The 12,902-nt window shown below is 29.1% G+C and carries 13 protein-coding genes and 1 pseudogene; 2 read left to right on the top strand and 12 right to left on the bottom strand.

Annotation, left to right across the window (positions count from 1 at the left end; translation table 11 throughout):
- Positions 1-481: 481 nt before the first annotated feature.
- The 5 genes from pyk to H0I29_RS06395 all read right to left on the bottom strand — a co-directional run bounded on the left by pyk (position 482) and on the right by H0I29_RS06395 (position 4,714).
- Positions 482-1,909 (bottom strand): pyruvate kinase, encoded by a 1,428-nt coding sequence (gene pyk, locus H0I29_RS06375; protein ID WP_218732000.1) that lies wholly within the window; start codon positions 1,907-1,909, stop codon positions 482-484.
- A 2-nt stretch (positions 1,910-1,911) separates the two neighbouring features.
- Positions 1,912-2,382: an IPExxxVDY family protein gene (locus tag H0I29_RS06380; protein WP_218732001.1), complete on the bottom strand. Its 471-nt coding sequence runs from the start codon at positions 2,380-2,382 to the stop codon at positions 1,912-1,914.
- A 91-nt stretch (positions 2,383-2,473) separates the two neighbouring features.
- A complete protein-coding gene (rnc, locus tag H0I29_RS06385) occupies positions 2,474-3,211 on the bottom strand; it encodes a ribonuclease III (RefSeq protein WP_218732002.1) in 738 nt (245 codons plus the stop codon).
- 6 nt (positions 3,212-3,217) lie between these two features.
- Entirely contained in the window at positions 3,218-4,471 is a 1,254-nt protein-coding gene (fabF, locus tag H0I29_RS06390; protein ID WP_165731459.1) for a beta-ketoacyl-ACP synthase II, read from the bottom strand.
- A gap of 6 nt (positions 4,472-4,477) precedes the next feature.
- The gene (locus H0I29_RS06395; RefSeq protein ID WP_004569249.1) at positions 4,478-4,714 is read right to left on the bottom strand and encodes an acyl carrier protein; all 237 of its coding nucleotides are present in this window, start codon (positions 4,712-4,714) and stop codon (positions 4,478-4,480) included.
- Positions 4,715-4,885: 171 nt separating this feature from the next.
- Between H0I29_RS06395 and H0I29_RS06400 the strand changes: the two genes are divergently transcribed.
- A complete protein-coding gene (locus H0I29_RS06400) occupies positions 4,886-5,458 on the top strand; it encodes a phosphoribosylglycinamide formyltransferase (RefSeq protein ID WP_218754810.1) in 573 nt (190 codons plus the stop codon).
- The gene (locus H0I29_RS06405) at positions 5,451-6,086 is read left to right on the top strand and encodes a viroplasmin family protein (protein WP_218754811.1); all 636 of its coding nucleotides are present in this window, start codon (positions 5,451-5,453) and stop codon (positions 6,084-6,086) included. The genes H0I29_RS06400 and H0I29_RS06405 overlap by 8 nt, the downstream gene beginning before the upstream one ends.
- A gap of 191 nt (positions 6,087-6,277) precedes the next feature.
- Here H0I29_RS06405 and H0I29_RS06410 read toward each other — a convergent pair.
- The 7 genes and pseudogenes from H0I29_RS06410 to H0I29_RS06440 form a co-directional block, all read right to left on the bottom strand.
- A pseudogene (locus H0I29_RS06410) lies at positions 6,278-6,595 on the bottom strand (GIY-YIG nuclease family protein).
- 153 nt (positions 6,596-6,748) lie between these two features.
- The gene (locus tag H0I29_RS06415; protein WP_218754812.1) at positions 6,749-9,397 is read right to left on the bottom strand and encodes a carboxypeptidase-like regulatory domain-containing protein; all 2,649 of its coding nucleotides are present in this window, start codon (positions 9,395-9,397) and stop codon (positions 6,749-6,751) included.
- Between the two features lie 7 nt (positions 9,398-9,404).
- The gene (locus H0I29_RS06420) at positions 9,405-10,133 is read right to left on the bottom strand and encodes a GLPGLI family protein (protein ID WP_218732008.1); all 729 of its coding nucleotides are present in this window, start codon (positions 10,131-10,133) and stop codon (positions 9,405-9,407) included.
- A 259-nt stretch (positions 10,134-10,392) separates the two neighbouring features.
- The gene (locus H0I29_RS06425) at positions 10,393-11,136 is read right to left on the bottom strand and encodes a GLPGLI family protein (protein WP_218754813.1); all 744 of its coding nucleotides are present in this window, start codon (positions 11,134-11,136) and stop codon (positions 10,393-10,395) included.
- 103 nt (positions 11,137-11,239) lie between these two features.
- Entirely contained in the window at positions 11,240-11,461 is a 222-nt protein-coding gene (locus tag H0I29_RS06430) for a hypothetical protein (RefSeq protein WP_218732010.1), read from the bottom strand.
- Between the two features lie 290 nt (positions 11,462-11,751).
- Positions 11,752-12,483, bottom strand: a complete 732-nt coding sequence (locus H0I29_RS06435) for a GLPGLI family protein (protein ID WP_218754814.1) — start codon at positions 12,481-12,483, stop codon at positions 11,752-11,754.
- 62 nt (positions 12,484-12,545) lie between these two features.
- Entirely contained in the window at positions 12,546-12,773 is a 228-nt protein-coding gene (locus H0I29_RS06440; protein WP_218754815.1) for a hypothetical protein, read from the bottom strand.
- Between the last annotated feature and the right edge of the window lie 129 nt (positions 12,774-12,902).

Here is a 12,902-nt window from a genome sequence, read left to right on the forward strand (position 1 = left end):
ATAGTTTCGTTTTTGGTTCTCTTAAATTTACTATTTTTTCTGTTTTAAACAACTTTTCTATCAAGTTTTTTTTTATTTCCTACATTTAAATAATTTTTTTTATCAAATCATCAAATAAAATCCTTTTCTTCTCTTATATCTGTATTTATAATTACTGGCGTTATTATTTGGAGTTTTTCTGATTTAAAACCTACATTTTATCGAAAATAAAATAGCGTCTAAACAGAATTCTCTATAAATAATCCGCTTTGACTTTTAAAGAAATAAAAATAGCTACCAAACAAGTTTAGCCCAGATTGAAACGGCATCCTTTTTTCTGTCAGTTCGAGTGGTTTTTATGACGAAGGAAGAAAAATTGTATCGAGAACAGAAGAAAAAAGATATAGTAGAAAGCTGGAAATAGCTTCTAGAAAGTAAACGCATAAAAAAAAGCATCCAGAGAGATCTCTAGATGCTTTTTAAATATAATTTTAGGTTGTTTTTAGTCTATTTCAGAAACTCTTAATGTATTTACCATACCTTTAGCCTCAACTGGCATAGAAGTAAGGTTAATCATTAAATCTCCTTCTTTAACAAATCCTTTTTCTTTAGATATTTTGTTAATATCTACAACAGTATCATCTGTACTTAAGTTTTTATCGTAATAAAAAGCTTTTACACCCCAAAGTAAGTTTAGTTTTCCTAAAATTCTTCTTTCTGATGAAAATGCTAATATTTTAGCTTGTGGTCTCCATGCTGAAATTTGAAATGCTGTATAACCACTATTTGTTAAAGTAGAAATTGCGGTTGCATCAATATCATTTGCCATTAAAGCTGCGTGATGACAAACTGATTTTGTTATAAATCTGTTTGTTCTAATATGCGGTGCTTCATGAGGTACTTTAATCATTCTAGAGTTTTCAACAGCTCTAATAATTTCAGACATTTTCTGAATTACTTTTAAAGGATGCTTCCCTACAGAAGTTTCTCCAGATAACATTACTGCATCTGCTCCATCCATAATAGAATTGGCAACATCATTTACTTCTGCTCTTGTAGGAACAGGATTATCAATCATTGTTTCCATCATTTGAGTTGCAATAATTACAGGAATTCTTGCTCTCTTAGCACGTCTTACTAATTTCTTCTGAATTAATGGAACGTCTTGCATAGGAATTTCCACTCCTAAATCTCCACGAGCAACCATTAAACCATCACAAAAAGGAATTAATGCATCAATATTTGCAACTGCCTCTGGTTTTTCAATTTTAGCAATTACGGGTACTCTATAATCTGAATGCTCATCGATTAAATCGCGTAACATTCTTAAATCTTCTGGTGTTCTTACAAAAGAAAGTGCCATCCAATCTACATTTAAACCTAATGCAAATACGGCATCTTCTTTATCTTTTTCTGTTAAAGCTGGTAAAGAAATAGCTGTGTTTGGTAAGTTTACTCCTTTTTTAGATTTTAAAGGTCCACCAACTACTGTTTTTACTACAACTTCTTTGTCTTTATCTGTAGAAACTACTTCAAATAACAATTTACCATCATCTACCATAATATGCTCTCCAACTTTTACGTCTTTAGGAAAACGTTGGTAGGTCATAAATGCTTTTTTGTTGTTACCAATACATCTTTCTGTAGTAAAAGTAAACAAGTCTCCATCATTTAAAATAACATCTTCTTCCATTACTCCTACACGAAGTTTTGGTCCTTGTAAATCTGCTAAAATGGCAACATTAAATCCTTCTTCTTCATTAATTTCTCTAATTCTTAGCACATTTTGTTTTACAACATCGTAATCTGCATGAGAAAAATTAATTCTAAAAACGTTGACACCTGCAACTGCCAACTCTTTCATCTTTTCTTTAGTGTCTATTGCTGGACCTAAGGTTGCAACTATTTTTGTTTTTTTGTAGTCTTTCATGTTTAAAATATTAAAAAGTCTTTAGACTTTAAGGTGTTTTTATCTATTGAATATGCGGTAATTACATTCTCAATACTTTTAATTCTATTTACTGTTTTCGTAACAAAACCATCGTCTGAATCTCCACATATTTTTAAAAAAAAATCTACTTTTTTCTTTTCTGGAATCAGATATGTTATTGTTTCTGATGTTAATAACAACCCATTGGCTGCTGTTTGGTTTTCTGTTCTATAACTGTTCGTTATTAAAAACCACTTGTAATCATATTCTATATTTTCATAATTATATATAGAAAAAGAGGCTTTCTTTTCTTCTATAACAAATTTTAAATCTTCTTTTGCTTTATAAAACCTGGTATTAAGGTTTTTATTTAATAAGTAGGCAAGTTTATAATCTTCTAAAGTAGAATGGATTCCTATTAAAGAATATTCTTCTTCGCAAAATTCGTCCATTTCTAAAGCGTGTACCTGCATAGATTATAACTAATACTCGTTTTTATGAAAACCAAAATTACTAATTGTTTATGAACTTTACCGTTAATTTTAACGAAAACGTTATCGTGAATTAGCCTAAATTAATTTCTTTTTGAAATGCAAAATAGACTCTTTTAGCAGCTTGCTCTTCTGCTTTTTTCTTAGAAGTAGCTCTACCTTTGGCTATTTGCTCTCCATCGATACTTACCTTTACACTAAAATGTTTGATAGCTTCGTTACCAGAATCTTCATAGGTATCAAAAGTATATTTCTTCTTTTGTTTCTGACACCATTCTATAATAAGCCCTTTGTAACTTGTAACTTTACCCTCTAGTTTTTCGATATCTACGTAGGGTACAATTACATTTTCATAAATAAATTTCTGACAAGTATTGTAGTTCTTATCTAAATAAATAGCGCCTACTAATGCTTCAAAGATATTACCATGAATATTATCTCCAACGTTAGCTTGATCTATATTACTTTTTACAAAACGTATTAGGTTTAAATCTTTTCCTAACTCATTTAAATGCTCTCTACTAACAATTTTAGAGCGCATTTGTGTAAGATAGCCTTCACTACCTGTAGGTACTTTTTTGTATAAATAAGATGCAATTACAGATCCTAAAATAGAATCACCTAAAAATTCTAAACGTTCGTAATTAATAGGTATTCCTTTGCTGTCTAACATTTGCACAGACCTATGTGTAAATGCCTTTTTGTATTTATTTATTCTTCTTGGAGAAAAATTAAGTAGTTTTTTTAATTCGTTGTATAATTGTGCATCCTCTTCACTGTGAGGTTTTACTATTTTACGAATAAAATTCATAGAGTATTATTCATCAAGTTTTTTAAATGCAACACATGCATTATGTCCACCAAAACCAAAAGTATTACTCATAGCAATATTAATATCGCGCTTTTGAGCTTTATTTAAAGTTAAGTTTAATTCTGGATTGATATTTTCATCTACATTAACATGATTAATTGTTGGAGGTACAATACCATTTTTCATGGCTAAAATTGCAGCTATAGACTCTATAGCTCCTGCAGCTCCCAACAAGTGACCTGTCATAGATTTTGTAGAATTAATATTAATGTTTTTAGCATGTTCTCCAAAAACTGCAGAAATTGCTTTCAATTCTGCAACATCTCCTAAAGGAGTTGAAGTACCATGTGTATTAATATGATCTACATCTTCTGGTTTAATACCTGCATTTTCTAAGCAGTTATTCATTACAGCAATCACACCAATTCCTTCTGGATGTGGTGCAGTCATATGGTGGGCATCAGAAGACATTCCTCCTCCAATAACCTCAGCATAAATTTTTGCTCCTCTAGCTTTAGCATGCTCATAGCTTTCTAAAACCAAAGCACCTGCTCCTTCACCTAATACAAAACCATCTCGTTCTGCATCAAAAGGTCTAGATGCTGTTTCTGGACTTTCGTTTCTTGTAGATAAGGCGTGCATGGCATTAAAACCACCAACACCAGAAATTACAACTGCAGCTTCCGAGCCACCAGTTACAATAACATCACAAGTACCTAAACGAATGTAATTTAAAGCATCAATCATTGCATTCGCAGATGACGCACATGCAGAAACCGTAGTATAATTTGGCCCCATAAATCCATTTTTAATAGAAATATTTCCTGGCGCAATATCTGCAATCATTTTTGGGATAAAAAATGGGTTAAATTTTGGCGTACCATCTCCGGCTCCAAAATTTATAGCTTCGTTTTGAAAAGTTTCTAAGCCTCCAATTCCTGCTCCCCAAATTACACCAACGCGTAATTTGTTTAATTTTTCTAGATCAAAATTTGCATCTGCAATAGCCTCATCAGAAGCTACCATTGCATACTGCGTAAATGGATCCATTTTTCTAGCGTCCTTTCTATTAATAAAGTCCGTTACCTCAAAGTTTTTTAATTCACATGCAAAACGAGTTTTGAACTTGGCAGCATCAAACCGCTTGATAGGTGCTGCACCGCTAACTCCGTTAACTAAAGCATTCCAATACTCTTCAATATTATTACCAATTGGCGTAAGTGCGCCAAGTCCAGTGACTACAACTCGTTTTAACTGCATATAAATTTACTTTTTAGCTTCTTCAATATAGCTTACTGCTTGACCTACTGTTCCGATGTTCTCTGCTTGATCATCTGGTATTTGAATATCAAATTCTTTTTCGAATTCCATAATTAATTCAACAGTATCCAAAGAATCTGCTCCTAAATCGTTTGTGAAGCTAGCTTCTGTTGTTACTTCGTTATCGTCTACGCCTAATTTGTCTACGATAATAGCTTTTACTCTTGATGCAATGTCTGACATAATTTTGTGTTTTTTAAAATTTTAATCGGGGCAAAAATACAAATCTTAGCAATTAAAACTAATTTTTGTCCTAAAAATGATTCTTAAAAGTAAATAAAAATATTTAATCTTCTCTTAAAATAATCAATTTGTTAATAATTATTCTTTTTTTTGTAGCTTAGAAATGAAGTTATGAAGCGTATTGTTATTTTTGCATCTGGTTCTGGAACGAACGCAGAAAACATTATTAAATTTTTTAATCATACTAAAACCGCTAAGGTTACCACTGTGCTATGTAACAATGAACATGCCAAAGTATTTGATAGATGTAAGAAATTAGACATCAAATGTTTACACTTTAAAAAAGAAGCTTTTTTTACTTCGGATGAAATACTAAACCTATTAAAAGAGCAGGCAGATTACATTATTTTAGCAGGTTTTTTATGGAAAATTCCAACCAAAATTATCGATGCTTTTCCAAATAAAATTATCAATATTCACCCTGCCTTGTTACCAAAATATGGTGGAAAAGGGATGTATGGTATGAACGTTCATAAGGCAGTAAAAGAAAATAAAGAATCAGAAACGGGTATTACAATTCACTACGTAAATGCCAATTATGATGAAGGTGCCATCATTTATCAGGCAAAAACAGCCTTAAATGAAGCAGATTCTCCTGATAATATTGCAGAAAAGATCCATATTTTAGAGCAACGTTACTTTCCTAGAGTTATTGAAGATGTAATTTTAGCCATAAATGAGTAAAAAAAAGTTTTATGTAGTTTGGAACGGACACAGAAAAGGGGTTTTTACGTCTTGGAAAGTCTGTAAAAAGCAAATTGATGGTTTTGAAGGTGCTCAATATAAATCGTTCGCAGATTTAAATGAAGCCGAAATAGCTGCAACCAAAAATTATGCAGACTATGTAGGGAAAGATACTAAAAAGAAGACGTTATCATCAACAGAAAAAGAAAAAATTGGGAGACCTATTTTAGAAAGTATTTCTGTAGATGCAGCTTGTTCTGGAAATCCTGGTAAAATGGAATACAGAGGTGTTTTAACGCATAATAAGCAACAAATTTTTATAAAAGGCCCATTTGCTAGAGGAACTAACAATATTGGCGAATTCTTAGCTCTAGTCCACGGAATCGCTTTGTTAAAGAGCAAGAACAAAGAAAACATCCCTATTTATTCCGATTCTAAAATTGCCATGAGTTGGGTAAAGCAGAAAAGATGCAAAACCAACATGCATTTTGATGCTTCTAACAAAGATTTATTAGACTTGATAAAAAGAGCCGAAACTTGGCTAAAAAATAATACTTATAAAAATCCAATTCTAAAATGGGAAACCAAAGCTTGGGGAGAAATTCCTGCAGATTTTGGACGGAAATAGTTATCAGTTATTAGAATTTAAAAACTCTATGACTTCTATCCAATAGAAAACATAACAATTCTTATTAATACATACTACTTGTCACTTCGAAGTATTGAGAAGTCGCATAACAGTGATAACACAAAACTCAACAGTATTATGTGATTTCTCCTATCGTCGGAATGACAAAACTGCATGAAAACCAAACATTATTAATCAAATTCATTATTCAAAAAAGTAAAAGAAGGGTTCACTTCTTTTATAAGTGCTAGTTTCTTCTAACGTCTCCATTTTTTCAATTCCTTTTCCCTAGCAATAGCCAATTGAATCCAAGTATGTTTTTCGTAATACACTAAGAACTCAATATTATATTTTGCTGCAAATGTTTTCTTCTTTTCAAGTATGTTTGTTTTATGTTGTTGCAAACGTTCTTTTAAGTTATTTGTTACTCCAATATAAAATGTGGAACGGTAACTATTTGTAATTATATAAACATAATAACTATGAAATCCTTTTTGTAGGTTTAGCATCCTTTTTTTTCTTAAAAGGTATGTATTATAAAAAGAATCTCCAAACTTGTCACTTCGAAGTATTGAAAAGTCGCATAACAGTGATAACACAAAACTGAATAGCATTATGTGATTTCTCCTATCGTCGAAATGACAAACTGTATGAAAAAAAAACTACAAATTATACCCAATACTAAACATGATTATTCTTGGTAAAATAAAGGTTTTACTATCTGATATTAAATAATCTGAAAAACTATTACTTTGTTTAAATTGTGTATTAAACATATTTTGGACACTTATTTTATAAGACCAAGCAGCATCTTCTTTTTCATAAGACAAGGTTGTATTTGCTATTTCATACACATTTTTTTGCCCCAATGTTTTATTCTGATAGTTACTTAACTTATAATCGAAATTAAAAATAAAGCCTTTTAAAAAATCGTAATCTACGGTTACAAAAGGTTCTGTAGTTATAAATTTTGAAGTAGAATTACTAGAAATAAATTTACCAATATCTCTACTTACACCAACTTCTATTGTCGGAAAATTATCAAACATGGTTTCGAAACCTACTTCGTAATTATACCCATTATTTTTATTGGTTTGGGTATTTCCGTTTAACTCTTGTAGGTATTTATTGTTACTAAAACCAACATCAAACTTATATTTTATGTTTTTTATACTTTTTTCTAAATGTATATTTCCATGAAGATCTTCAGACGGATTGTCGAACATTTTTACGGTTAAAAACTGGTTAACATCATTAAAATCTACTGTATTTCTAACTCCTTTTATCTGTTTGTTATAATTTAAGTTTGCAAACAACATTAAACCTCTGTACAAACTAAATCTACTATAATAAATACGCGCGGCGTGATATAAATTGTTTTCTAAGTTTTCATTTCCTTTAAAAACCGAATTATACGATTGTAAATAAAACCGATTGGCAAATTTACCTACATCAGAAAAAGACGTTTTTAAATTGTAATTAATGGTAATTTTTTTGGATTTATTAAACTCAATTTTTGCTAAGAAATCTGGTAAAACAATCCATTTGTTGTTTTCTAAATGGGTTTGTTTGTCTAATTGCCATTTGTAATTGTGTAATTCTACACCTTGTTTTAAAGTAAAAATTCCTGCTCTAAACTTATAATGCAATCCTACAAAGAAATCGTTTAGCTTTAAATTTAAATCGTTGCCAAAATCATCCGAAGAAAAATTATTTGTGGTGCCGTTATCTAACGTCTGAAAATCATCACTAACAAAATCTTCGTTTAAAAATTTATTACCCAACGTTGTGTAAATATGATTGCTGTTGTTAATTTCCCAAAAGTGTTTAAAAATAGCATCAATATTTTGTTCTTTGGTGTTTTTTAGTTGATGAATTCTTAACAATTCTTGATTTGTATCTGCCGGAATTAAACCTTGTAAAATAGCATCTTGCGTTTGCCAATAATTGGTTTTATCACTTTTATCAAACACATAATTAAAAATGGATGAAAACGTGTGTTTATCATTTTGTCTTTTGTGCCATTCTATATTTTGGTTGATGTACGTTGCTGTTAAATGGCTGTCTGTAGCAATGGTATTTGTGTTGGCATTTATTAAGGAAGCAACTGTATTTAATTTGGTGTTATTAGTCCTTTTTACTTGTGTTCTTGCATACCATTTTTCTTTATTATTTGGTGTGTACTCTATATTTAGATTCCCAATACCTAACAAATTATCTGTGGCTGTTTTATTAGTTCTTTGTTCTGTAAACGTGGTATATTCGTTTTGGTTTTCTACAAAACTACTGGTATTTGTATTCGAAAAAATAGCATAACCAGAAACATCTAAGGTAGAAGTTGCCGTTTTTGTAATGTTTAAAGCTCCAAATTTTTGGCTACTTGTCTGCAAATCTCTACTTTCTAAAAACTGAGAAAAATCACCACCTTTCCATTTAAAACTACCGCTAAATATAGCATTCATACCGCCAGAAAAACTCATATAATCTCTAAACGTAAATGTTTTTTCGCCTATATTATTAATGTTTCCTATAAAATTGACATTGGTTTTGGGTGAATAATAAAACAAATTGGCGCTAGTTTTATAAAAGTCGTTGTTGCCTTTACCCGCATCTACATCACCAAAAACAAAGCGTTTTTTATCTTCTTTTAGTTTGATGTTCATTGCCATCTCATCAGAATCTGTTAATCCTTTTAAGAATGAAACTTCGTTATAATTATCGGTTACTTCTATATTGCCAACAGCATCTGCAGGAATGTTTTCTACTGCCAATTTAGAATTACCACCAAAAAACTTTTTACCATCTACCAACATTTTGGTTACTTTTTTACCTTGCACAGTAACCGTTCCGTTTTTATCTACTTCTACTCCAGGTAATTTTTTTAAAACATTTTTAAGTTTGCGTTCTGTACCGTTTATAAATTTATCGGTTTTATAAGTAGTGGTATCTCCTCTTACTGTAACTGGCATTTCTATAACCACCTCATCTAACTGTTCTGAAGATTGTTGTAATACAAAGTCTTTTTTAGTAGTTTTTAAGGCTATAAATTGATATTCTATAGGTTTATATCCTAAATAAGAAATACTAATTGTTATGGTATCTCCTTTTTCTAAAAGCAATTTATAATAGCCTTCGTTATCTGTTATGGCAAATTGTAAGTTTTTAGAAACATCTTTTGGTTTTGCAATAACGTTGGCATAAGACATTGGATTTAGTAAACTGTCTTTTACAGAACCTGAAAGGGTTACTTTTTGCGAAAAACAAAAAGTGGTGATACTAAACAATAATAGAAATAAGAATTTGTTTTTCATAGAATGTTTATTGTTTTTCAATACTTTTCCAAAACGCTTCTCCTCTTTTTCTAGACTCTTCGGCTGTCATTTTTTTACCTTTTGTAGGTTTTTTAATTACAATTTCTTTTTTAGGGTTTATAATTATTTCTGATGCACTAATAGTTCTTTTAGAGAGTTCTACTAAAAGCACCAAACCAGGTAAACCATTATACTTTAAAGGACCAAAACTAACAGGTAATTCTGGTGTAAACCAAACTACAGGTTTCATTTTTTTGCTAGTTGATTCAATATCAATTGCTTTAAAACATAGATATCTACCAATCTTTTTAGATTCTTGTGTTATTTTCCACTTTTTAGGATTAATTTCTATTAAGAATAATTCTCCAAAAGTGCTACTTTCATTAAAATACTCATTCGTTTTTGTGTTTTTATAATATCTATTATCTCCTCCAGCAAAAGTTCTATTTACATTAAAAATGGGTTTTCCATCATTTTGCATTTTATCCTCTACGTAATATAAAGACTCATCATTAGAAAACTCTAAATAGGCATTTACATTGGGTGTGTTTTCAAAAACATCTCGCATCCATTTGTCCATTTTTACTTTTTTTGACTTCAATTTTTTAGATATGGAATCTATTTTTTCTTTTGAAAATGATTCCATAGAAACCACATAAGTAACTTTACCACTTATTTTCTGAGAAAAAACCGTTATTGAAAAACAACAAATTATAAGGGTTATAAAATTTTTCATAACAATTAATTTATACAACTTTACTATTAAAAACGATTTATAAAATGAAAGGTTTCAATTATAAAAAAACTAAATTTTATAAAAATCTGAATATGCTTCTTTAGTTATTTTAATTCCGTCAATTATTTCAAATACTATTTTAGGTTTAAAGTAATTTTATTAGCATAATATATTTTCCTGTACGTTACTAATTCTAGAATTACACCTGTTAAATCATCACAACTAAAGGGTTAAAATGTAAACAAAAAAATGATAAATACTAATCTGGATTTTTTAATTTTAAACTTTTGTACATTTTTTTACTCAACAAATTGAATTCATACAAATTAATTTTCCTTCCAATTTTGGTTTGTCCAATTTTTGAATTGTCAACTTTAACAATCTCTTTTAATTGATATTGCATATTACCTTCTTGCAATTGCATAATTAAACCTGGAAGCCCACTAAATTCTTTTGGCCCAAAATTAAAGGGAATTTCGGGTGAAAACCAAGCTGTAATGTGCCTTTTTTTTAAACCTCTACTAGTTTCAATTTCATTTATTAAAGTTGCTTTATAACACAAGTACTTTCCACATTTTTTTGATAAGTTCGTAATATTCCATTTATTTGCAGGAAGTGTAACTAAGAAATCTTGACCAAAAGAATTTTTTTCCCATAAAACGCCTTCTTGATTTGTAAAGTAAGTACCCTTAAATCTTCCTATTCTTTTAATTATAGAAATATATCCTTTTTTTATGTCTAGCTGTTTTGGTAAATAAAAAATAGATTTCATATTATCAAAATCTAAAATAAAGTCTATTTTTTTTGAAAGTGAAATAGTTTTAAGTGTCTCTTTTTTTCTTTTTATAAGTAACACTTCATGTTTGGTTCCCAAATACTTTTCAGGAACTTTAAATTTTGTACTATCTATTACTTCTACATTATAATATGCTCTAAATGAATTTTGAGAGTTTATGTTATAAGTAATAAAAAATAATATAATTGTTATTTTAAGTATTCTCATATTGATTTTTTTTAAATTAAAACCTCAAGATGCAATTCTTGAGGTCTTTAATTTATTATTATTTTTTTTGTCTTGATAGTGAAAAACTGTAAAACCGTTTTCATTATTGCCAATTTCCAAGGTACGAATCATAAGCTTCTGCAAAGACATCATACGATTCTTCATAGCTTAAACCTCCAAAACCATACCAAGGCGTAGCTTCAATCTCTGCGAAATAAACAGCAGATTCCGCATTATCCCAGCACACATCATTTAAAATATTGGTTGAACTCATCATAGCTCCTGTTGCAAAAATAAAAACCATTGCTAAAATCACTTTTTTCATACTATAAAATTTTGTAACCTAAATTATTTAGGTTTATTGATTTAAAAATATTTAGAACTTTAGATGAGTTAACAAGTTTAAAATTCTATAAAATTGGTAGAAAAAGGCTTACACATCAATGAGATTTCTCAATCGCTTAAAAAAGCTCATTTCGAAATGACAATCGTTTCATTTTTATATTTCTTAATTCCGCAAGCGGAGTTTTTTTTTACTATTAATTAAGAGGTTCTTAAATCACTTTAATGAACTCTCTTTACGGAATAACACTCGTTATAACTTATAAAGAATAATTACATTTTTTTTAATCGAGATTTAGCACTTCTGCCTATACTATCATATTTTTCTATTGAGATTGTATTTTGGGTATTAGGAATTTCAATCTCAAATATTTTATTTGTTTTCAAAGTAATTTTATTTGCAAAATAAATAATATTATTTTCCTTTAATTCTATTATTAATCCCAGTAAACCTCCAAATCCTTTTGGTCCAAAACCAAAAGGTATTTGTGTTGTGTACCAAGCTTCTATTTTTGTTTTTTTATTTAAATAAGTTATAGCTTTAAAGCAATTATATTTTCCAATTTTCTTCTCTTCTCTTGTCAATTCCCATTTTAGTGAATCTAAATTACTAACTATATTAAATTCTTCTCCAAACATTATTTTTTTTTTAATTTTTTTCCGACTTATAATGTTTTGATAAAAAATATCTTTCCCGCTATTTGTAATAATTGCGTATTTTAACTGTGTATCATTATCTACATTCAAGATTTTATTCATAGAAAAAACAGATACATTTCTATTAAAATCTAAAACAAAAACAAACTTATTTTGATTATTTTTAATGCTAGAATTTAAAAAACTTAACGTGTTTCTTAAATTTTTATCTTTTTCTTTATTTATTACATCTTCACTTATAAATGAACCATTTATTTTAGACTTATACTCAACATTCCCATAAACTGATTGACTGTTCAATAAAAATATATTACTGAATGCAAAAAAACATACTAAAATTAACTTCATATTTTTTATTTTAAAAATAGCATTGGGAAAAATCCCCAATGCTATAAATTTATATCTAATAATTAATATCCTGCATTATTTAAACACTCTGTTAATTGAGCTTCAGAAAGCTCAAAAGCATATTCCCAGTCACCTGTAAAAGCTTCTAAAAAATTGTACATATTTAAAGATTGTCCTGCACAGTCTTCCGCAGGTTCAACATATAAATTGTTAATAGAACTTTCTGTAGATGCATTCATTACTGTTCCTGTTGCAAAAATAAAAACCATTGCTAAAATCACTTTTTTCATACTATAAAATTTTGTAACCTAAATTATTTAGGTTTATTGATTTAAAAATGTTTAGAGTTTTATATGAGTCAACAAGTTTAAAATTCTCTAAAAATTGGTAGAAAAAGGTTTACACATCAATGAGATTTC

The organism is Polaribacter sp. R2A056_3_33 (assembly GCF_019278485.1).
GTDB lineage: Bacteria > Bacteroidota > Bacteroidia > Flavobacteriales > Flavobacteriaceae > Polaribacter.

Coding starts and splice junctions, on each gene's coding strand:
- pyk (WP_218732000.1), bottom strand. CDS start 1,909: ATGAAAGACTACAAAAAAACAAAAATAGTTGCAACCTTAGGTCCAGCA.
- H0I29_RS06380 (WP_218732001.1), bottom strand. CDS start 2,382: ATGCAGGTACACGCTTTAGAAATGGACGAATTTTGCGAAGAAGAATAT.
- rnc (WP_218732002.1), bottom strand. CDS start 3,211: ATGAATTTTATTCGTAAAATAGTAAAACCTCACAGTGAAGAGGATGCA.
- fabF (WP_165731459.1), bottom strand. CDS start 4,471: ATGCAGTTAAAACGAGTTGTAGTCACTGGACTTGGCGCACTTACGCCA.
- H0I29_RS06395 (WP_004569249.1), bottom strand. CDS start 4,714: ATGTCAGACATTGCATCAAGAGTAAAAGCTATTATCGTAGACAAATTA.
- H0I29_RS06400 (WP_218754810.1), top strand. CDS start 4,886: ATGAAGCGTATTGTTATTTTTGCATCTGGTTCTGGAACGAACGCAGAA.
- H0I29_RS06405 (WP_218754811.1), top strand. CDS start 5,451: ATGAGTAAAAAAAAGTTTTATGTAGTTTGGAACGGACACAGAAAAGGG.
- H0I29_RS06415 (WP_218754812.1), bottom strand. CDS start 9,397: ATGAAAAACAAATTCTTATTTCTATTATTGTTTAGTATCACCACTTTT.
- H0I29_RS06420 (WP_218732008.1), bottom strand. CDS start 10,133: ATGAAAAATTTTATAACCCTTATAATTTGTTGTTTTTCAATAACGGTT.
- H0I29_RS06425 (WP_218754813.1), bottom strand. CDS start 11,136: ATGAGAATACTTAAAATAACAATTATATTATTTTTTATTACTTATAAC.
- H0I29_RS06430 (WP_218732010.1), bottom strand. CDS start 11,461: ATGAAAAAAGTGATTTTAGCAATGGTTTTTATTTTTGCAACAGGAGCT.
- H0I29_RS06435 (WP_218754814.1), bottom strand. CDS start 12,483: ATGAAGTTAATTTTAGTATGTTTTTTTGCATTCAGTAATATATTTTTA.
- H0I29_RS06440 (WP_218754815.1), bottom strand. CDS start 12,773: ATGAAAAAAGTGATTTTAGCAATGGTTTTTATTTTTGCAACAGGAACA.